Source organism: Streptomyces sp. NPDC004658 (genome assembly GCF_040609555.1).
GTDB lineage: Bacteria > Actinomycetota > Actinomycetes > Streptomycetales > Streptomycetaceae > Streptomyces.
In genome coordinates, this window is the sequence record NZ_JBEXKG010000095.1 from 1 (window position 1) to 19,120 (window position 19,120).

A 19,120-nucleotide genomic window follows, 5' to 3' on the forward strand; every position below is an offset into this window, starting at 1 on the left:
CCCGGGCCGGGGGCGGCGCGCCTCCCGCCGGACCGGGCCGATCATTCCGCCCCGGGGCGGCGGCTGCTCGACGACCCGCTTCGTCGGGCCGGCACCTGCATAGGTCAGGCCGACGTGCCGCCCGGTGTGCCCTCCGCCGGGCCCGGGCCAAACCCCTGCCGCGCCCAGGGTCGGCGTGCAGCCGACGACGCGTTCGCGCGCAGCGGGATCCAGACCGGCGGTCCGCTGGACGCGCTCGCCGAGCGGCACGGGCTGGTCCCGATGACGGTCACCGAGGTCCGCGACCTGACCGCTCCCGGTCATCCGCGCACCAAGCGGTTCCTGCGCGTCGCCCTGCCCGAGGGCGTCACCTACCGCACCGCCGACCACCTGACCGTGCTTCCCGCCAACGCCCCCGGACTGGTGGACCGCGCCGTCGCCGCCTTCGGCCTGGACGCCGACGCCGTGCTGGACATCCGGGCCACCCGTCCGCGCCCCGACCACCTCGCCGTCGACCGGCCTGTGACGGTACGTCACCTGCTCACCCATCACGTCGAGTTGCGGGAGCGGCCGACCGGCCGCCGGCCGGCCCTCTTCGCCGAGGCCAACCCCTGCCCGCCCGAGCGGGCCGCCCTCGCCGCCCTGCCCGGCGACGACCCGCGCACCCTGCTGGAACTGGCCGAGGACCACCCCGCCCTGCGCGGCGCCCTGGACTGGCCGCTCCTGCTCGACCTGCTGCCCCCGCTGCGCCTCCGCCACTACTCCATCTCCTCGGTACCGGCGGCCGACGCCCGCCACGCCGACCTCATGGTGTCCGTGCTCGACGCCCCCGCGCGCTCCGGCAAGGGCCGCTACCGGGGCACCGGCTCGGGCCACCTCGCCTCCCTCCGTCCCGGTGACACGGTGTACGCGCGCGTCCAGCCCTGCCGCGAGGCGTTCCGGATCGACCACGCGGCACCCGTCGTGATGGTCGCCGCCGGCACCGGACTCGCCCCGTTCCGGGGTGCCGTCGCCGACCGCCTGGCCGCCCGCCGTACCGGCGCCCGACTCCCGGCGGCGCTCCTCTACTTCGGCTGCGACGCCCCCCACGCCGACTACCTGCACGCCGACGAGCTGCGGGCCGCCGAGCGCGCCGGCGCCGCCCACGGCGCCGCCTTCGTCCAGCACCGCGACGTCTGCGGCGACGGCGCCCGGATGGCTCCCGGCGTCCGCGCGGCCTTCCGTACCCTGTACCGGGAACGGACCCCCGGCGCCGACGAGGCCGCGGCCGACCGGTGGCTCGACGCGCTGGTGGCGGACGGGCGTTACGTGGAGGACGTGTACGCGGCGGGCCGAGCCGCCGGGGGAGGGGTGCGGGGTGCGGGACACGGAGGAACGGCCCCGGCGGATCCTGGCCGCGGCGGGCCTGCCGCCCGCCCGGCCGGGCGGGGTGCCCCCGCTCGGCGGCGGCACCTGCAACCGGGACGCCGGCGGCCGCGTCCGCTTCGGCCGCTCGGAGCGGCTGCGGCCGGCGCTCTACCGCGCCTGTCTCTCCCTGATCATGCTGGTCGAGACGGTGCCCCCGGGCGGCCGGCGCCGAGCGGCTGCGGTGGACCCGGGAGACCGGCGCGCCGGAACTCGTCGCCGCGCTGGACGAGATCAAACGTCTTCGCCTTAGCTCATAGCGTGAACTAAGGGTTGGTGGAATGTCGCGCCCCGGCTGTCCGAAGGGGTATGTTGCAGGTCGGGCTGGGTTCGTGAAGGGAGCCACATGGCGGCGCGCAACGGGCGCACGGTACGCGACCTGAGACGAGGCAACCGCACGGCGGTGCTCCAGCGGCTGTACTTCGACGGCCCGCTCAGCCGGTTCGAGCTGGGCCCGGCCACCGGACTCAGCTCCGGCTCGGTCAGCAACGTGGTCGCCGACCTGATCGCCGACGGACTGGTCGAGGAGGCCGGCAGCGTCGACTCCGACGGCGGCCGGCCGCGCACGCTGCTGCGCGTCTCCCCGCACAGCGGCCAGATGATCGGCGTGGACGTCGGCGAGACCCGCGTCCGGGTCGAGCTGTTCGACCTGGCCCTCACGGAACTGGCCCGCGTCGAGCGCCCGTTGACCCCGCAGGGCTACGACGTCGACGTCATCGCCGGACACATCCGCGACGGCGTCGCCGAGGTCCTCACCGCCGAACAGGCCGCCCCCGACCGGCTCCTCGGCGTCGGCGTCGGCGTTCCCGGCATCGTGGAGCACACCCCGGACCGGGGCGCCGTCGTGCACGGGCAGACCATCGGCTGGGACGCGGTCCCGCTGGAACAGCTGCTCCGCTCGGCCTCCCGGCTCCCCGACGGGGTGCCGTACCTCATCGACAACGGCGCCAAGACGCTCGGCCAGGCCGAGATGTGGTTCGGCGCCGGGCGCGGCGCCCGCAACGCCGTCGTCGTGCTCTTCGGCTCCGGTGTCGGCGCCTGCCTGGTCACCCCCGAGGTGGAGCACGGGCGGGCCGTGGAGTGGGGCCACCTGACGGTACGGGTGCGCGGGCGCCGCTGCCGCTGCGGTGCCCCCGGCTGCCTGGAGGCCTACGCGGGCGCCGAGTCGCTGCTGGCCCGCTGGCGCGAGGAGGGCGGCCGGCCCCCCGAGGGCACCGACGAGGAGACCGCGCTCACCGCGATGCTCGCCGCCGCGTACCCGTCCGAGGGCGGTACGGCCGACCCGGTCGCACTGGCCGTCCTGGAGGAGACCGCCGAGTACCTGGGCGCCGGCCTGTCCGACCTGATCAACCTCTTCCAGCCCGAGCGGATCCTCATCGGCGGCTGGGCCGGGCTCCAGCTCGGCACCCGGTTCCTGCCCGCCGTACGCCGGCACGCGGCCACGTACGCCCTGCGGCACCCGGCCGACAAGGTGACCATCGACCTCGGCCGGCTCGGCCCGGACGCGGTCACCGTCGGCGCCGCGATCCTGCCGCTCGCCGACTTCTTCGCCAGCGGCGGGCGCCGCCCCGAACCCGCCACCGAGGACCGGCTGCCCGCCTGGCGAGCGGCACTCAGGGAACGCACCCCGCGCTGAGGGGCCGGGGCACGAGGCTGCCGTGCCGCCGGAGGCCGGCGCCGGGCTCAGGCCGACGGCTCGTCCGGGGTCGGGTGTTCCGGGTGTACCGTGCCCGGCCGGGGTGCGCCCCGCGGCCCGGTGCCGGCCTCGTCGGTGTCCGGTACGACGTCCTCGTCCGGCTCGTCGTCGACCGCGTGTCCCGGGCTCACGTCCCACGGGTCGTCGTGGGGCCGGGCCTGCTGGTCGGGCAGGTCCCGGGGCACCGGCCGCTCCTCGGCTCCGGACCCGGAACCGGGCTCCCGCACCGCCATGGTCTTCTCCGCTCCTCGTCGGTTCGTCGGTTCGTCGGTTCGCCGGCTCGGGGGGACCCGCTCAGCCGACCTTCCGTCCACGCATCGGCTCCGTCGGCATCCCGCCGCCCTTCCGCAGGCCGTCCAGGAACTCCTGGATCACCTCCGTCGCCGTGTGCCGGGGCTCCCAGCCCAGCTCCGCCCGCGCCCGCGCGCAGTCCATCAGCGGCAGCCGCAGCACGGCGTCGAAGAGGTGCGGGGAGGCCGGCAGCAGGTGCAGCCCCCAGGCGGCGGCGATGGCCGAGCGGGCCGCCGTACGCGGCAGCCGCACCGGCCGGGAGCCGAGCAGCTCGGCGAGCACACCGGCGTCCAGCGGGGGATCGGCGGCCAGGTTGAAGGCGCCCCGGGCGCTGTCCGTGCGCACCGCGAGCCGGTACGCCTCGGCGGCGTCGTCCGTGTGCAGCGCCTGCACCCGCAGGCCGGGAACGTCCGGCAGGAACGGCAGCAGGTCCGGCCGGGCCAGCGGTCCGGGCAGGAACCGCCCGCCGAAGATCCGCCGCTGCTCGCTCGCCGACTCCCACTTGAACAGGAACGCCGGACGCATCCGGACCACCCGCACTCCGGGGTTGTCGCGCTCGAACACGTCCAGGGTGCGCTCCAGGTAGGCCTTCTCCCGGCAGTACGCGGCGTCCGGCCAGCCGTGCGTCGGCCAGGACTCGTCCACCGGGCGGTCCTTCGGCCCCGGCGAGTACGCCCCGACGGAGGAGGCGTGCACCAGCACCGGCACCCGGGCGGCGGCGACCGCCTCGAACACCCGGATGCTGCCGAGCACATTGGTCCGCCAGGTGGTCGCCGGATCGTGCGTCGGCTGGAAGGCCCAGGCCAGATGGATCACCGCGTCGGCACCCTCGAACCGCTCGGCGAGGTTCGCCTGGTCCCCGGCCAGGTCGACGGCGGACCACTCGGTCTTCGGCGGTGACCAGTCGGGCGTCCGCCGGGCCAGCCCGCGCACGGACTTGATGTCGGGGTCCTCGGAGAGCAGGCGCACCACACTCGTCCCGACGTTGCCGGTGGCGCCTGTCACGACGACCCTGCTGCCCGCTGAGCTGCTCACCTTCGGCTCCTCTCGTCGGCGCGGCGGAGGCTGCGACGAGCGGCCGGGTACCCGGGCGCCGCGTGCGCACACGCGGGGCGGGCGGCATGAGGAAGCCCCGGCCGTGACGGGGGAATCACGACCGGGGCGGTCAGGTGGTGGGCGCGGATGGCGGTCGCCTCTCGGCGAGACGCTCCACAGGGCTTCAGCCGAACGATCGTCCCTGTGGGCAAAAGGTGAGGCCCGGGGACACTGTCCCATCCGCACCCACGGTTTGTTCAACGGGCAACCACGCCGGGGTGTTCCGGCCCCTTCCGTGACGTGCGTCACCACGGAGACCGCTCACGCCAGCGGGCTCCCGGCCAGCCGCGCCAGCAGGTCGGCCGGGTCGGCGTACACCGCCTCCGCCCCCGCCTCCTCCAGGTCGGCACGGGGGATCCCGCCGCACAGCACGCCCACACAGCGCACCCCGGCCTTGCTGCCCGCCCGCATGTCCCACACGGTGTCCCCGACGAACACCGCCCGCGAGGCAGGCACCCCGGCCAGCTCCAGCGCGTGCTCCACGGGCTCCGGGGCCGGCTTGCCCTCCCGCACGTCGTCCGCGCTCGCGGTGGCCGTGATGGCGTCGTCCGCGTCGATCGCCCGGCGCAGCGCCCCCAGCTCGGCGCCGCTCGCGGAGGTGGCGAGGACCACCGTCCAACCGTCCGCCTTCAGCCGCCGCAACAGCTCGCCGGCCCCCGGCAGGGCGGGCAGCCGGTCGAAGTACTGGCCGTACAGCGCCGTGTGCGCGGCGCTCAGCGCGGCATCCTGGTCCCGGTCCCGGTCGTCGCCGAGCAGATGAGCGACGAGGTCCGAGGAGCCGAGGCCGACGGCCCGGTGCACGGCGTGCATGGGAACCTCGTGACCCGCCTGCCGGAACGCCTCCCACCAGGTGACGACATGCAGGTGATTGGTGTCGACGAGGGTCCCGTCGACATCGAACACGGCGGCACGGTCCATCCCACGTCCTCTCCGTCGGACCCGGTCGTTCCGGCCGGCCCCGGGTCCTCGCTGTCAGCTCCCCGAGCGGGTACCACGCCGGGACCCCGTCACGCGTGCCGGCAGCCGGCCCTCCCGCGTCCAGCCCAGCAGCTCGTCGGCCGACCAGGTGGTCACCACGCGCTCGGGCGGCACCCCGCACTCCTCGGCCCGGGCGCAGCCGAGGATCTGCCAGTCCAGCTGGCCGGGCGCGTGGGCGTCGGTGTCGACCGAGAACAGCACCCCGGCCTCGACGGCCCGGCGCAGCAGCCGCCGGGGCGGGTCCAGGCGTTCGGGGCGGCTGTTGATCTCCACGGCGGTCCCCGACTCGGCGCACGCGGCGAACACCTCGTCCGCGTCGAACTGCGACTCCGGCCGTCCCCGGCCCGTGACCAGCCGCCCGGTGCAGTGCCCGAGGACGTCGGCGTGCGGATCGCGGACGGCGGCGACCATCCGCCGGGTCATGGACCGGGCGTCCATCCGCAGCTTGGAGTGGACCGACACCACGACCACGTCCAGCTGCTCCAGCAACTCCGGTTCCTGGTCCAGCGAGCCGTCCTCCAGGATGTCGCACTCGATGCCGGTGAGCAGCCGGAACGGCGCCCAGCGCGCGTTCAGCTCCGCCACCACCGCCAGCTGCTCCCGCAGCCGCGCGGGCGACAGCCCACGGGCCACGGTCAGCCGCGGCGAGTGGTCGGTGAGGGCGGTCCACTCGTGGCCCAGTTCGGCCGCCGCGCGCCCCATCTCCTCGATCGGGCTGCCGCCGTCCGACCAGTCGGAGTGCGTGTGGCAGTCCCCGCGGATCAGCGCCCGCAGCCCGGCCCCGGCCCCGTCGGCGCCGGCCGACGCCCCGGCCTCCTCCTCCAGCTTGCGCAGGTAGCCGGGCACCTCACCGTCCAGCGCCTCCCGGACCACCTGCGCGGTCTTCGGCCCGACCCCCTTCAGCGACTCCAGCGTCCCGGCGGCGGCCCGCTCGGCCACCTCGCCCTCGGGCAGCGCGGCCAGTGTCCGGGAGGCGGTACGGAAGGCCCGTACCCGGTAGGTGGGGGCGAGCGCCCGCTCCAGGAGAAAGGCGATCCGGTCCAGCGCGGCGACGGGGTCCATGAGAACCAAGGGTGCACCCGGCACCCCGGAGGGGCACGGGGAACCGCGCGCACCCCGTCCACGGACCCGCGACCGGCGGCCGGCGCGGCAGCCCCTCCTGTTTGTCCGCACCGCCCCCGGGTACTGCGTGACCCGTCCATGTGACCCACCGTGAGGAGGTTCGTCATGTCCGAACCGGAGGCGCGGCGCGCAGCCGTGGTGACCGGCGCAGACAGCGGCATCGGCCGGGCCACCGCCGTACGGCTCGCCGAGGCGGGCCTGGACGTCGGCATCACCTGGCACACGGACGAGAAGGGCGCCGAGGAGACGGCGGAGGAGGTCCGCGCGCACGGCCGCCGCGCCGCCGTGACCCGGCTGGACCTGACCCGGCTGCCGGAGGCCGCCGACGCCGTCGACGAGCTGTGCGAGGAGCTCGGCCGGATCGACGTCCTCGTCAACAACGCCGGTACGGGCACGATGACCCCCTACCTCGACCTGACGCTCACGGACGTCCGCCGGGTCCTGGACGTGGACCTCGTCGGTCCGTTCCTGCTCGGGCAGCGGGCCGCGCGGCGCATGATCCGGCAGGGCGACGGCGGCCGGATCGTGAACGTCACCTCCGTGCACGAGCACCAGCCCCGGGTCGGCGCGGCCCCCTACTGCGCGGCCAAGGGCGGGCTCGGCCTGCTCACCCAGGTGATGGCGCTGGAGCTGTCCGAGTACGGCATCACGGTGAACGCGGTCGCCCCGGGGGAGATCGCCACCCCGATGACCGGCCAGGAGGACACCGACGTGCGCACCGAGCGCCGCCCCGGCGTGCCGCTCGGCCGGCCCGGCGACGCCCGGGAGGTCGCCGCCGTGATCGCGTTCCTCGCGAGCCCGGACGCCTCCTACGTCACCGGCGCCTCCTGGAGCGTCGACGGCGGCATGCTGCGCATGGGCCCGCAGGCCGGTTCCCACCTGACCAGCGACGACTGGCGCCGGCCCTGAGGCGCCGGGGAAAGCGGCACGAGGGGGGAGAGCGCGGTGAGACTGCGCACCAGTTCCTGTGACGGCCCCGGCTACGGCCGCGTCCGGTGCGGCCGGGGCTTCCGGTACCTCGACAGCACGGGCGCGCCCCTGACCGACCCGGAGCAGCTCGCCCGGGTCCGCGCCCTGACCATCCCGCCCGCCTGGCGGGACGTGTGGATCTGCCCCTGGCCCAACGGCCACCTCCAGGCCGTCGGCACCGATGACGCCGGGCGCCGGCAGTACCTGTACCACGAGCGGTTCCGGGCGGAGCAGGACAAGGCCAAGCACGAGCACGTACGGCAGGTGGCGCGGGCCCTGCCCGAACTGCGCGCCAGGGTGGCGCTGGACCTGGCCGGGCGCGGGCTGAGCCGGGCCCGGGTCACCGCCTGCGCGGTCCGCCTGCTGGACCTCGGCTTCTTCCGCGTCGGCAGCGACCGGCACACCCGCACCAGCGAGACCTACGGCCTGACGACCATGCTCCGCGAGCACGTCGGCTGCGCACGCGGTGAGATCACCTTCGCCTTCCCGGCCAAGGGCGGCGTCGAGACGGTCCGTGCCCTCGTGGACGAGCAGGTCCACGCGGTCGCCCGGTCCCTGCTGCGCCGCCCGCGCGGCGGCGACCGCTTCCTCGCCTACTGGGGCCGCGGGGCCTGGCACGACCTGCACGGCGACGACCTCAACGAGGCCCTGCGCCGGCTGTCCGGCACCGACGTCACCGCCAAGGACTTCCGCACCTGGCACGCCACCGTGCTGGCCGCGGTGGCGGTCTCCGTGGCCGCGCCGGGCGTCCGGGCGACCGAGGCCGCCCGGCGCCGGCAGATCGCCCGTGCCGTCCGCGAGGTCAGCCACTACCTGGGCAACACGCCCGCGGTGTGCCGGGCCTCGTACATCGACCCGAAGGTCTTCGAACTCTTCGAGCAGGGGGTCACCGTCGCCCCCGCGCTCACCCGGCTGGGCGAACACGGGGAGTTCGGGCGCCCGGCCACCCAGGGGGCCGTCGAGGCGGCCGTACTCGATCTTCTGGACGGCTCCGGCGGGTGACCCGCCGGCGCGCGATGCGTTCTACCCTCGATGGCATGACCGAACAAGCAGCTCCCCACATCTCCCGTCCGCGGATCCTGGTCCTCGGCGTGTGCCCGGGCCGGCACGGCGAGCCGCCCTTCCGGATCATGGAGATCGACGGTCAGGTGGTCGGTGAGGCCAGGACCGTCACGGACGTGCTGGAGACGGCCGCCTCCTACGGCATTCCCATCCACGACCTGGACGATCCGGACGCGGTCCGCTGGGTGGGCGGCGACAAGTACACCTGGACGCTGCACTGAGCGGTCGGGGCGGTCGGGTCAGCCGACCGTCCACTTCTGGTTGGCGCCGCCCGTGCAGGTCCAGATCTGCAGGCGTGTCCCGTTGGCCGAGTTGTTCCCGGTGACGTCGAGGCACTTGTTCGCCTGCGGGTTGACGATGTCGCGTGCCGCCGGGAGGGCCCACTTCTGGGCGGCGCTGCCGTTGCAGTCCCACAGCTGGACGGGCGTGCCGTCGGCGGTGCCGCCGCCGCTGACGTCCAGGCACTTGCCGAGCGCCCGGAGCGTGCCGTCCGAGCCGACCGTCCACGCCTGCGCGGCCGTGCCGTTGCAGTCGTAGAGCTGGACCGGTGTGCCGTTGGCGGTGTTGGCGCCGGCCACGTCCACGCACTTGCCCGCGAGGCCGCGGATCGGCACGCCGGCGGCGCTGTCGCTCGTCGTCACCGACACCGAGTCCACCACCAACTGCTGCGGGAACTGCGTGGAGCCGTCGGGGTCGCCGGGCCAGTAGCCGCCGACCGCCAGGTTGAGGATCAGGAAGAACGGCTTGTTGAACACCCAGGTCTTTCCGCCCAGGTCGGCCGGGGTGCGGCGCTGGTAGACGTTGCCGTCCACCGACCAGGTGATCGAGTCGGGCGCCCAGTCGACGGCGAAGGTGTGGAAGGCGTCCGCGAAGGCCTGGCCGTTCGGCAGCGAGTAGGCCGCGCCTATGCCGCCCGAGCCGGAGTAGCCGGGGCCGTGGATGGTGCCGTGCACGGTCGAGGGTTCGAAGCCGACGTTCTCCATCACGTCGATCTCGCCCGAGTCCGGCCAGTTGACCGGCGTGCCCAGCATCCAGAACGCGGGCCACATGCCCTGGCCGCGCGGGATCTTCATCCGCGCCTCCACGTGGCCGTACTGGGCGTTGAACTTCCCGGCCGTGTTCAGCCGGGCCGAGGTGTACTGGCAGCTGCCGTACCAGCACTGGTAGCCGGCCGGGTTCTCCTTGCGGGCCGTGATCACCAGATGGCCCTGGCCGTCCAGGGCCGCGTTCTTCGTGCCCGAGGTGTAGTACTGCCGCTCGTGGTTGTTGACGTTGTCGCCGGTCTCCAGGGTCCACTTCGAGGAGTCGACGGCGGCGCCCGCGGGTCCGTCGAAGGTGTCGGAGAAGGTGGTGACGGCCGCCGCCGCGGGGGCGGCGGTGTCGGCGCGCGCCGGACCGACGGCGGCCGAGCCGATCAGCGCCGCGGACAGGGCCGCGAGAAGACATCTGCGGAGCAGGCGTGGGGAGGCCATGGCTCTCCGTTCGTGTGGGGGGGTGTGAGCGATGCGCCTCTTGATTTAAGGGGTGAGATAAGGGGTCGTCAATACTCTGGTACGGACCTGCTGCTGACGACCCGTCATCCACCGGGCACCTGCCCCCTCCGGCGCTCAGCCGGCCGACGGCTCGCGCACGCGCCGGTGCACCCCCCGGCCGAGCCGCCGCCCCAGCAGCAGCCAACCCACCAGGGCTCCCGCCGTGTTGAGGAGGACGTCGTCGATGTCGAAGGCCCGCCCGGTGACCAGCGCCCCCTGGACCAGCTCCACCATCAGCATCACGAGGGCCGTCAGCGCGAGCACCTGGAGCGCGCCCCGGGCGCGCGGGGCGAGGACCGGCACCAGGACGCCGAACGGCACGCCGAGCAACAGGTTGCCGCCGAGCTGCCGGACCGCGTCCCGCACCGACGCATGCTCCAGGTAGGCCTTGAGCGAGCGGCCCGGATGAAGGTTGCTGTGCGTCAGCGGCACCGACGCGGGCGACGGCTGGAGGGTGATGCGGGCCAGGACGACGGCGAACGCCACCATGCAGGCGAAGGCGACCAGGATCGCCAGCAGCCGGACCGGCAACGGCAGCGCGTGCCGCGGGGGACGGGGGCGTGCCTCTTCGGCGGGCCGCCGCTGCCCGGTCTCCTCGGCCGGGGGCCGCTTCCCGGCGGATCGGGGGTGCGCCTTCCCGGCCGGCCACCACCTCAGGGTGGGCCGGGGACGGACCTCGCCGGCGGGCCGCCCGCTCCGGGCGGGGCGGGCCTCCTCGGGCGGCTGCCCTTTCCGGGCGCCGCGCAGGATCTCCGGCAGGCGCGGGACGGCACGGGCCATGTGGTCCTCCACTCGTCAACTTCCCCGTTCCGAACGTCGGTTACCCGCACCGCGGCCCAGGATGCCCGCCGCCCGGTTCACACCCGCGGTTTCCGTTCACGCCTGAGGGGCACTCCGGGTGCGGACCCGCGTGCCGCCGCTCCCGCCCGGGTCCGGCGGTGCTTGGATGCCCCCAGCGGCACTCCGGCACATCGCCGCGTACCCGAGCACAGCGGACCGAGGAGGCGCTGCATGACCCGTCCCACGGCACCCCGCGCGGTCCTCCTCGCCGCCGGCGAACTCCTCGCCTGGTGGGCGGTGCTGGCGCTGCTGTGGCTGGTGCTGATCAGCACGGTCGACACCCTGGAACGGATCGTCGGCGCGAGCTGTGCCGCCGTGGGCGCGGTCCTCGCCCGGACCGGCCGGCGGGCGGTGACCTGGCGGTGAACGGCTGGATCCTCGCGGCGACCGTCGAGCTGGGCGGGGGAGGCGCGGCCGCCCTGTGGGGCGTGACCACCGGCCCGCCGGGCCGCCGGGTCATCGCCCAGAACCTGACCACCTCCGCCGTCTGCCCGGCCCTGCTGCTGCTCGCCCAGGGCTACGGCCGCCCGTCCTACGTCGACCTCGCGCTGCTGCTCGCCCTGCTCGGCCCGGTCGGCACGCTCGTCTTCGCCCGGCTGCTCTCCGACGACCTGGCCGGCGAACACCCGAGCGCGTGGGGGCTGACCCGGGCGGCGGCGGGACTGGGCGCGGCGGCCGTCCTCGCCGTGTGCGTGGCCGGCGAACCCGGGCGGGCGACGGTGAAGCTCCTGGTGGTCGGCGCCCTGCTGATCGGCGGCAACCTGATCGCCTCCCGCGCGCTGGCGGGCGGATTCCGGGGGGTGCGCGGTGGCTGAGGGGGCGGCCCGCGCCCGGTACGCCCCGCGCGGCGGGCGCGCGCCGGCCCGCATCCGGAAGGCGGGTGCCGTGTGTCCGACGCCCTGATCACCGTGGCCCTGCTGCTCGTGGCCGGTGCCGCCACCGCGGCCGTGGCCCAGCGCGACCCCGCCCGCCAGGCGCTCGTGCTGTCCTTCCTCGGCGTCCTGCTGGCCGCGCTGTTCACCGTGCTCCAGGCCCCGGACGTCGGCCTGTCCCAGCTGGCCGTCGGCTCCGCCGTCACCCCGCTGCTGATCATGCTGTCGGTGCGCAAGGTCAGACGCCGGGGCCGCTCGAAGGAGGAGACCGAGTGAACCGGCTGCGGCTGTGGCTGCTGGCCGTCGGCGGCGCGGGCCTGGCCGCCCTGCTCGTCGCGGCCTGCCTGGACCTGCCCGGCTTCGGCGGCACCCGGCACCCGTACGGCGACCGTGCCGTCCACGCCTCCCTCGCCCGGCACACCGCCAACACCATCGCCTCCGTCAACTTCGACCAGCGCGCCTACGACACCCTCGGCGAGATGAGCATCCTGTTCGCCGCCGTCCTCGGCTGCGTGGTGCTGCTGCGCGAGGCCCGCGACGAGCACCGGGCCCGGCCCGAACCCGCCGACGTGGCCCGCCCGGTGCGCCGCTACGCCCTGCTCGTGCTTCCCGTCGCCCTGGTCACCGGCCTGTACGTCATCGCCCACGGCCAGCTCAGCCCCGGCGGCGGCTTCCAGGGCGGGGTCGTCGCCGCGACCGCCCTGCACCTGCTCTACCTCGGCGCCGACTACCACGCGCTGGAACGCGTCCGCCCGCTCGGCGTCTACGAGACCGCCGACGCGCTCGCCGTCTCCGCCTACCTCGTGCTCGGCGCCGCCGGAGTCCTGGCCGGCACCGCGTTCCTGGCCAACACCCTGCTGCCGTACGGCACGTTCAACACCCTGTCGTCCGGCGGCACCGTCCCCCTGCTGAACGCGGCCATCGGCATGGAGGTGGCGAGCGCCGTCGTCGTCCTGCTCGCCCACTTCCTCGACCAGGCCGTGGAGATCGAGGAGGAGCCCATGGGGGGAACACCGTGATGCACGTCCTTCCGTACCTGGTCGCCGTCTACATCTTCCTGACGGGCTGCTACGGCCTCGCCACCAGCCGGAACCTCATCCACGCCGTCGGCTGCCTCGCGGTCTGCCAGTGCGCCACCTACGTCCTGCTGCTCGCCGTCGGCTACCGCGACGGCGCCACCGCACCCGTCTTCTCCGACCTGAAGCCCGGCTCCCGGCCGGTGGTCGACCCGGTGGTCCAAGCCCTCACCCTCACCGACATCGTCGTCGGCGCCACCGTCACCGCGCTGCTGCTCGCCCTCGTCCTGCAGATCGCCAAACGGCACGGCACGGTCGACCCCGACGAACTGCGGGAGCTGCGCGGCTGATGCACCACCTGATCCCGCTGCTCGTCGCGGTCCCGTTGCTCGGCGCGGCCCTGCTCGTGGCCACGGGCCGCCACCTGCCCCGGGTCGCCGCCGAGATCACCGGATTCGCCGTCTCCGGCGGTACGGGCGCCCTCGCGCTCGTCCTTCTGCTGAACTCGTCGCCGCCGATGGTCGAGTGGGTCGGCGGCTGGCTGCCCGTCGACGGCGAGAGCGTCGGCATCCTCGTGGTCGGGGACGGCCCGGCGCTCGGCATGGCCGCGCTGGCCTCCCTGCTGACCCTGGCCGCGCTCGCGTACTCGTGGCGCTACTTCGACGAGCCGCCGCGCGAGCGCACCGGCTCCTTCACCGCGCTGATGCTGGTCTTCCAGGGCGCCATGTGCGGCTTCGCCGTCGCCGGCGACCTGTTCAACGCGTTCGTGTTCTTCGAGCTGATGAGCGTGGTCGCCTACGCCCTGACCGGCTACCGCATCGACGAGGCCAAGGCCGTGCAGGGCGCCCTGACCTTCGGGATCGTCAACTCCCTGGGCGCGTACGGCCTGCTGATGGGCATCGCCCTGCTGTACGCCCGCACCGGCGAACTGGCCATGGCGAAGATCGGCCGCGGGCTCGACGCCGCCGCCGGGCAGGGCGGGCCGGACGCGCTCGTCCTCGCCTCCTTCGTGCTGGTGCTGACCGGGCTTCTGGTGAAGGCGGCGGCCGTGCCGTTCCACTTCTGGCTCCCGGACGCGCACGCCGTCGCCCCCACCCCGGTCTGCATGCTGCTGTCCGGCGTCATGGTGGAACTCGGCGCCTACGGCGTGTGGCGGGTGTACGGCACGGTCTTCGCCGGACCCGGCGGCGTCCCCGCCGCCGACCTGACCCGCGCCCTGGTGACGCTCGGCGTCGTCACCGCCGTGACCGGTGCCGTCATGTGCTGGTACCAGCGGCACATCAAACGGCTCCTCGCCTACTCCACCGTCGCCCACACCGGCCTGTTCCTCGTCGGCCTCGGCGTCCTCACCCCCGAGGGCGACGACGGGGTCGCCCTGTACCTCCTCGGCCACGCCGGTGTGAAGGCCGCGCTGTTCGCCTGCGCGGGCGCGCTGCTGGACCGGTTCGGCAGCGTCGACGAGCACGCGCTGCACGGCCGGGCCCGGGGGCAGCTGCGCGCCACCGCCGTGATGTTCGCCGCCGGTGGCCTCGGCCTGGCCGGCCTGCCGCCGTTCGGTACGGCGCTGGGCAAGGCGATCGCCGAGGAGGCGGTCGGCGGCCCGCTCACCGTGGTGTTCGTGGCCGCTTCCGCGATCACCGCCGGCGCGGTCCTGCGGGTCACCGCCCGGGTCTTCCTGGGCCTCGGGCCGCGCCCCGAGGACGCGCAGTACGAGACCAGCGGCTCCGACGAGGAACCCGAGACCTCCGGCCTGCTGCGCCGCGTCCCGGACACCATGACGACCGTGCCCGCCCTGCTGCTCGCCGCCGCCCTCGCCATCGGCGTGGCCCCCGGCTTCGGCGGCCTGGTCGCCCGCTCCGTCAACGAGGCCGGCTCGGGCGGCGCCCACGCCTCCGCGCACTGGACCCTGCCCGGCGTCCTGCTGGGCGTGGCCTCCACCGTGCTGGCCGTGGCGCTGGCCGGCCTCGCGGTCAGCCGCCCGCGCTGGGTGGCCGCCCCCGACTGGGCCGCGCCCCTCAGACGCCTCCAGTCCGGGCACGTCGGTGACTACGTGGCCTGGCTGCTGGTGGGCGCCACGGTGCTGGGGGCGCTGGCCCTGCCGGGAATCCTCGGCTCCTGATCAGGTGCCGTACGCGATGTGCACCTCCGTGAAGCCGAGGGAGCGCAGCAGGCCCTGGAGCATGCCGGTGGTGTTGCGCTCGGCCCGGGCGGTCAGCCCGCTGGTGCGCGCGGCGTCCCCGATGTGCCGGACGGCGAGCTGCTGCACGGCCTGCTCGCTGTTGGGGTTGTCGGAGAACAGGTCGCCGAGCCGGTCCAGCAGCCCGCGCTGCTTGGAGACGGCGTAGGAGTGGTCGGGGTCCAGGGCCGGTTTGCCGAGCCGCGCGTGCGGCAGCCGGATGGTGGCGGACGTGCGGTCGTCATCGACCGTCACGTCCTTGTCGCCGACCCGGCCCAGGTCGACGTAGGCGTCCACGGTGCCCGCGCCGACGTACAGGGTGCGGGTGCCGCGGATGGCGTCGGGCAGGAACTTCGCGTCCTTGTCCAGGTCCACGACGACCTGGAAGTTGCCCGACGCGGCGTCGTAACGGCTCATGTCCTGGATGGACTTGAGGAGTGCGGGGCCGGAGCGGTCGTGGGTCTCGGTGCCGAACAGGTCCTTGATGCCGGGCAGTACGGCCAGCCGGATCCCGGCGAACAGTACGGCGAGCACCAGCACGAGCGCCGCCACGGCCTTGGCCCACCCCGGCAGGCGCCTCACGGAAGTCGTCATCGCGACGGTCCTCCTTCCTGTTGACCACATTCCCGTCAACAGCCGGAGCAGACCTGCGACATGGGGCCGGCCGGGGCAGCCGGTCTCACAGTGAACCGGACGCGGCCCCGGAGCGGGCCAGGGCCGCGTCCAGGCTCGGGTGCGGGGGCAGCAGCCGGGCCAGCCCGGTGACCCGGAACACGCGCAGCGTCAGCGGGTGCGTGCACACGAGGTGCAGCTGCCCGCCGCGCTCCAGCACCCGGACGCGCGCCCGGTACAGCAGCCGCAGCCCCGAGCAGTCGAAGAACTCCACGGGCCGCAGGTCGATGACGACCCGTGCCCCGGGCCGGTCGGTGGCCCGGTCGAGGAACGGGCCGAGCTCCGTGGCCGAGGCGATGTCGATCTCACCCCGGAACTCCAGCACCGTGTGCCCGCGGTAGGCGTACATGCCCAGCTGCCGGGGGAGAGGTACGGGTTCGTGTCGCACCTCGCCACCACCTCCCACCCGCGCCCGGACGTCGCTTCCCGATCGTCAAGTTACCCTCGATGGAAGGAATTTGAGCATGTTCGATTGACATATGTCTTCGGGTTTGCGGCGTGTCCGTGCGCCGCGTTCAGTCCGCGAGCAGCACCAGCTTGCCGGTCGTCCGCCCGGTGTCGCCCAGCTCGTGCGCCTTCGCCGCGTCGGCCAGCGGGAACGTCCCGGCGATCGTCGCCTTCAGCCGGCCGGACTCCGCCAGTTCCGCGACCGCCCGCATCCCGGACCGGTCGGCGTCGACCAGCATCCGCACCGCCCGCACCCCGAGCCGCTCCGCCTCCTCGTGGAACTCCTGCGAGCCCACCGGCAGGATCGACACCACGACACCGCCCGGCCGCAGCACCCGCAGGGAGCGCACGGAGGTCTCACCGCCCAGGGTGTCCAGGACGACGTCGACGTCCCGCACCGCCTCCGTGACATCCGTCGTGTGGTAGTCGACCGGCTCGTCCACACCGATCTCCCGCAGGAAGTCGTGCTTGCCCGCGCTCGCCGTCCCGATCACGTAGGCGCCGCGCGCCTTGGCGATCTGCACGGCCACATGGCCGACCCCGCCGGCCGCCGCGTGGATGAGTACCCGCTGCCCCGCCTCGACGTCCGCGTGCTCGGTCAGCGCCTGCCAGGCGGTCAGGGACACCAGCGGCAGCGCGCCCGCCTGCACGTGGTCCAGGGAGGCCGGCTTGTGCACCAGGGCCCGGGCCGGGACGGTGACGTACTCGGCGTGCGAGCCGTGGCCGAAGGGGTAGGGCAGCATGCCGAAGACCTCGTCGCCGGGCCGGAACGCGGCCACCCCGATCCCGGTCTCCGCGACCTCGCCGGAGACGTCCCAGCCGAGGACGAACGGGGGCTCGCCCAGGAACCCGCCGGTGGCCCGGTGCTTCCAGTCGGTGGGGTTCACCCCGGCGGCCCGCACCCGGACCAGCACCTCGTTGGGGCGAGGCTTCGGCCGCTCCACCCGTACTTCCCTCAGGACCTCGGGACCGCCGAGGACGTCCTGGCTGATGGCTCGCATCGTGTTCACATCGCTCATGGTCACCCAGCCTGCCGAAGCCCGCCCGCCCGGGAAATGGCATGAATGCCAACCTTCGATAGGATCCTGCCATGCGTGGCACACCGAGACCCGAACGCGTGGTCGTCCTGGCCCTCGACGGCGTCTACCCCTTCGAGCTGGGCATCCCCAGCCGGATCTTCGGCGCGGCCGACGGTCACTACGAGGTGTTCACCTGCACGGTCGACGGCCGTCCGGTGCGCACCAACGCCGACTTCACCGTCGGCGTCGCCCACGGCCCCGAGATCCTGGAGACGGCCGACACGGTCGTCGTCGCCTCCATGGCGACCTCCCACATCCCCACCGAACTGCCCGCCGAGGTCGCCGCCGCGCTCGACCGGATCCGCCCGGACGCCCGGATCGTCTCCATCTGCACGGCCGCCTTCGTCCTCGCCGCGGCCGGCCTGCTCGACGGCCGCCGGGCGACCACCCACTGGCAGGTGGTCGACCTCTTCCGCCGCCGCTACCCCCAGGTGGACCTGGACCCGGACGTCCTCTTCGTCGACGACGGCCGTATCCTCACCTCCGCCGGGGCGGCCTCCGGCGTCGACGTCTGCCTGCACATCGTGCGCACCGACCACGGCAGCGAACTGGCCAACGCCGTCGCCCGCCGCTGTGTCGTGCCCCCGTTCCGGGACGGCGGCCAGGCCCAGTACATCGAGCAGCCGGTCCCCGAGAGCGGCGCCGCCGGCACGGCCGCGACCCGCGCCTGGGCGCTGGAGCGCCTGGACGAGCCGCTCACCCTGGCCGACCTCGCCGGACACGCCCGGATGAGCCTGCGCACCTTCGCCCGCCGCTTCCACGACGAGGTCGGCCTCAGCCCCGGCCGCTGGCTGATCCAGCAGCGCGTCGCCCGCGCCCGGCACCTGCTGGAGGCCAGCGACCTGCCGGTGGACCGGATCGCCGCCGAGGTCGGCTTCGCCACCGGCGCCTCACTGCGCCAGCACCTGCACGCGGCGATCGGCGTGTCCCCGCAGGCCTACCGGAGGACCTTCCAGCGGGCCCGCTGAACGTTCCGCCGCGCTCCGGCGTCGAAGAAGCGCACAGAGCACGGGAGAACAGGGGCGGGAATGCGCAGAGGGCTGGTGGCGGCGGCGGTGCTGACGGCCGTGACGGCGGGGGCGGCGGGGTGCGACGGCGGCCCCAGGCCGGACCTGGTGGTGAAGGGCACCCCTCCGGCGACCCCGTACAGCGGTCCGCTCGACGTGCCGACCAAGGAACTCGACGAGAGCACGCCCCGGGCGCTGCGCCTGGCCTCCGGGGCGGCCGGCCGGGCCCTGGAATGCGACGGGGAGATCTTCCAGGGCTCCGGACCCGACGGCTGGGGCAGGTCCGACGGCGGCAGGACGCCGCAGGAGGGGCTGGCCCTCTACTTCGACATGGTGCAGCCGGAGGAGCCCGACCACGGGTACCGCGTGGAACGCGAGGAAGCGGACCGGGTCCTGTACTCCTACGACGTGGACGGCCGCACCAAGGTGGCGGTCGTGGTGGCCAAGGACCAGAAGGACCGGCCCGGCTGGGGCCCGGAGCCGAGCGCCTCCTGCGACCCGGCCGAACTCCCGGAGAGCTTCACGGCCACCACGGGCTGGCAGATCTGGACCGACCGGGCGGGCCGGCGGGTGCCGGTGTCCCGTCTGCACAGCTCGTCGGGGCCGGAGCACTGCGACTGGCAGTCCGCCGACTTCCTCGCCCTGGACAAGCGGACCTACGCCCGTGACCCCGAGGGCGTGCTGGGCGGGGAGGGACTGCTCCGGGCGCCCTACCGCGCGAAGGTCCGCATGCCCGCGGACGCCCGGGACACCGGGTACCACTACCGCGGGCGGCGGCTGTGGCTGACGGCCGACAGGACGACGGCGTACGTGCGCACGGACCACGGGGTGGAGGCGTGGCCGCTGGTGAAGGAGGGCGTCGGATGCGACTGACCGGCGCGGG

At 74.6% G+C, this 19,120-nt stretch carries 21 protein-coding genes and 1 pseudogene; 13 read left to right on the forward strand and 9 right to left on the reverse strand.

What is annotated here, in order from left to right; all coding sequences use genetic code 11:
* Together ABZV94_RS27070 and ABZV94_RS27075 are read left to right on the forward strand one after the other, a co-directional pair.
* Positions 1-1,653, forward strand: a pseudogene (locus tag ABZV94_RS27070) (hypothetical protein); the annotation flags it as partial.
* A 76-nt stretch (positions 1,654-1,729) separates the two neighbouring features.
* A complete protein-coding gene (locus ABZV94_RS27075; protein ID WP_356344672.1) occupies positions 1,730-3,019 on the forward strand; it encodes an ROK family protein in 1,290 nt (429 codons plus the stop codon).
* 47 nt (positions 3,020-3,066) lie between these two features.
* Here the strand turns inward: ABZV94_RS27075 and ABZV94_RS27080 are convergent, their stop codons facing one another.
* The 4 genes from ABZV94_RS27080 to ABZV94_RS27095 form a co-directional block, all read right to left on the reverse strand.
* On the reverse strand, positions 3,067-3,312 hold the full coding sequence (locus tag ABZV94_RS27080) for a hypothetical protein (protein WP_356344675.1): 246 nt from the start codon (positions 3,310-3,312) through the stop codon (positions 3,067-3,069).
* Between the two features lie 61 nt (positions 3,313-3,373).
* Complete coding sequence (locus ABZV94_RS27085) at positions 3,374-4,405, reverse strand: SDR family oxidoreductase (RefSeq protein WP_356344676.1); 1,032 nt, start codon at positions 4,403-4,405, stop codon at positions 3,374-3,376.
* A gap of 321 nt (positions 4,406-4,726) precedes the next feature.
* Entirely contained in the window at positions 4,727-5,383 is a 657-nt protein-coding gene (locus ABZV94_RS27090) for an HAD family hydrolase (RefSeq protein ID WP_356344678.1), read from the reverse strand.
* Between the two features lie 54 nt (positions 5,384-5,437).
* The gene (locus tag ABZV94_RS27095) at positions 5,438-6,505 is read right to left on the reverse strand and encodes a PHP domain-containing protein (protein WP_356344681.1); all 1,068 of its coding nucleotides are present in this window, start codon (positions 6,503-6,505) and stop codon (positions 5,438-5,440) included.
* 165 nt (positions 6,506-6,670) lie between these two features.
* On the opposite strand from ABZV94_RS27095, the gene ABZV94_RS27100 reads away from it, so the two are divergent.
* The 3 genes from ABZV94_RS27100 to ABZV94_RS27110 are packed head-to-tail and all read left to right on the forward strand — an operon-like array spanning position 6,671 to position 8,817.
* Positions 6,671-7,474, forward strand: coding sequence for an SDR family oxidoreductase (locus ABZV94_RS27100; RefSeq protein ID WP_356344683.1), 804 nt, complete (start codon positions 6,671-6,673; stop codon positions 7,472-7,474).
* Between the two features lie 36 nt (positions 7,475-7,510).
* Positions 7,511-8,536, forward strand: coding sequence for a DNA topoisomerase IB (locus ABZV94_RS27105; protein ID WP_356344685.1), 1,026 nt, complete (start codon positions 7,511-7,513; stop codon positions 8,534-8,536).
* Between the two features lie 35 nt (positions 8,537-8,571).
* The gene (locus tag ABZV94_RS27110) at positions 8,572-8,817 is read left to right on the forward strand and encodes a hypothetical protein (protein WP_356344688.1); all 246 of its coding nucleotides are present in this window, start codon (positions 8,572-8,574) and stop codon (positions 8,815-8,817) included.
* Between the two features lie 18 nt (positions 8,818-8,835).
* Here ABZV94_RS27110 and ABZV94_RS27115 read toward each other — a convergent pair whose 3' ends face one another.
* Positions 8,836-10,068 carry a family 16 glycosylhydrolase gene (locus tag ABZV94_RS27115; RefSeq protein ID WP_356344691.1) on the reverse strand — a complete coding sequence of 411 codons (1,233 nt, stop codon included), beginning with the start codon at positions 10,066-10,068 and terminating at the stop codon, positions 8,836-8,838.
* Between the two features lie 135 nt (positions 10,069-10,203).
* Positions 10,204-10,908 (reverse strand): VanZ family protein, encoded by a 705-nt coding sequence (locus ABZV94_RS27120; protein WP_356344693.1) that lies wholly within the window; start codon positions 10,906-10,908, stop codon positions 10,204-10,206.
* A 231-nt stretch (positions 10,909-11,139) separates the two neighbouring features.
* Here ABZV94_RS27120 and ABZV94_RS27125 point away from each other — a divergent pair, with 231 nt between their 5' ends.
* The 6 genes from ABZV94_RS27125 to ABZV94_RS27150 all read left to right on the forward strand — a co-directional run bounded on the left by ABZV94_RS27125 (position 11,140) and on the right by ABZV94_RS27150 (position 14,975).
* Positions 11,140-11,334 carry a hypothetical protein gene (locus ABZV94_RS27125; protein WP_356344695.1) on the forward strand — a complete coding sequence of 65 codons (195 nt, stop codon included), beginning with the start codon at positions 11,140-11,142 and terminating at the stop codon, positions 11,332-11,334.
* On the forward strand, positions 11,331-11,783 hold the full coding sequence (locus ABZV94_RS27130) for an MrpF/PhaF family protein (protein ID WP_356344698.1): 453 nt from the start codon (positions 11,331-11,333) through the stop codon (positions 11,781-11,783). Before ABZV94_RS27125 ends, ABZV94_RS27130 begins: the two co-directional genes overlap by 4 nt.
* Before the next feature lie 72 nt (positions 11,784-11,855).
* Entirely contained in the window at positions 11,856-12,116 is a 261-nt protein-coding gene (locus ABZV94_RS27135) for a hydrogenase subunit MbhD domain-containing protein (protein WP_356344700.1), read from the forward strand.
* The gene (locus tag ABZV94_RS27140) at positions 12,113-12,859 is read left to right on the forward strand and encodes an MnhB domain-containing protein (RefSeq protein ID WP_356344703.1); all 747 of its coding nucleotides are present in this window, start codon (positions 12,113-12,115) and stop codon (positions 12,857-12,859) included. The genes ABZV94_RS27135 and ABZV94_RS27140 overlap by 4 nt, the downstream gene beginning before the upstream one ends.
* Positions 12,859-13,206 carry a sodium:proton antiporter gene (locus tag ABZV94_RS27145; RefSeq protein WP_356344705.1) on the forward strand — a complete coding sequence of 116 codons (348 nt, stop codon included), beginning with the start codon at positions 12,859-12,861 and terminating at the stop codon, positions 13,204-13,206. Before ABZV94_RS27140 ends, ABZV94_RS27145 begins: the two co-directional genes overlap by 1 nt.
* Positions 13,206-14,975: a proton-conducting transporter membrane subunit gene (locus ABZV94_RS27150; protein WP_356344708.1), complete on the forward strand. Its 1,770-nt coding sequence runs from the start codon at positions 13,206-13,208 to the stop codon at positions 14,973-14,975. Before ABZV94_RS27145 ends, ABZV94_RS27150 begins: the two co-directional genes overlap by 1 nt.
* Here ABZV94_RS27150 and ABZV94_RS27155 read toward each other — a convergent pair whose 3' ends face one another.
* The 3 genes from ABZV94_RS27155 to ABZV94_RS27165 form a co-directional block, all read right to left on the reverse strand.
* Positions 14,976-15,626 carry a DUF4230 domain-containing protein gene (locus ABZV94_RS27155; RefSeq protein ID WP_356344710.1) on the reverse strand — a complete coding sequence of 217 codons (651 nt, stop codon included), beginning with the start codon at positions 15,624-15,626 and terminating at the stop codon, positions 14,976-14,978. It abuts the gene before it with no gap.
* An 85-nt stretch (positions 15,627-15,711) separates the two neighbouring features.
* Complete coding sequence (locus tag ABZV94_RS27160; RefSeq protein WP_356344713.1) at positions 15,712-16,092, reverse strand: anti-sigma factor antagonist; 381 nt, start codon at positions 16,090-16,092, stop codon at positions 15,712-15,714.
* A gap of 127 nt (positions 16,093-16,219) precedes the next feature.
* Positions 16,220-17,170, reverse strand: coding sequence for an NADP-dependent oxidoreductase (locus ABZV94_RS27165; protein ID WP_356344716.1), 951 nt, complete (start codon positions 17,168-17,170; stop codon positions 16,220-16,222).
* A 71-nt stretch (positions 17,171-17,241) separates the two neighbouring features.
* Here ABZV94_RS27165 and ABZV94_RS27170 point away from each other — a divergent pair, with 71 nt between their 5' ends.
* Both ABZV94_RS27170 and ABZV94_RS27175 read left to right on the forward strand, forming a co-directional pair.
* Entirely contained in the window at positions 17,242-18,198 is a 957-nt protein-coding gene (locus tag ABZV94_RS27170; RefSeq protein WP_356344718.1) for a helix-turn-helix domain-containing protein, read from the forward strand.
* Between the two features lie 60 nt (positions 18,199-18,258).
* Positions 18,259-19,110, forward strand: coding sequence for a hypothetical protein (locus ABZV94_RS27175; protein WP_356344721.1), 852 nt, complete (start codon positions 18,259-18,261; stop codon positions 19,108-19,110).
* Positions 19,111-19,120: the final 10 nt, after the last annotated feature.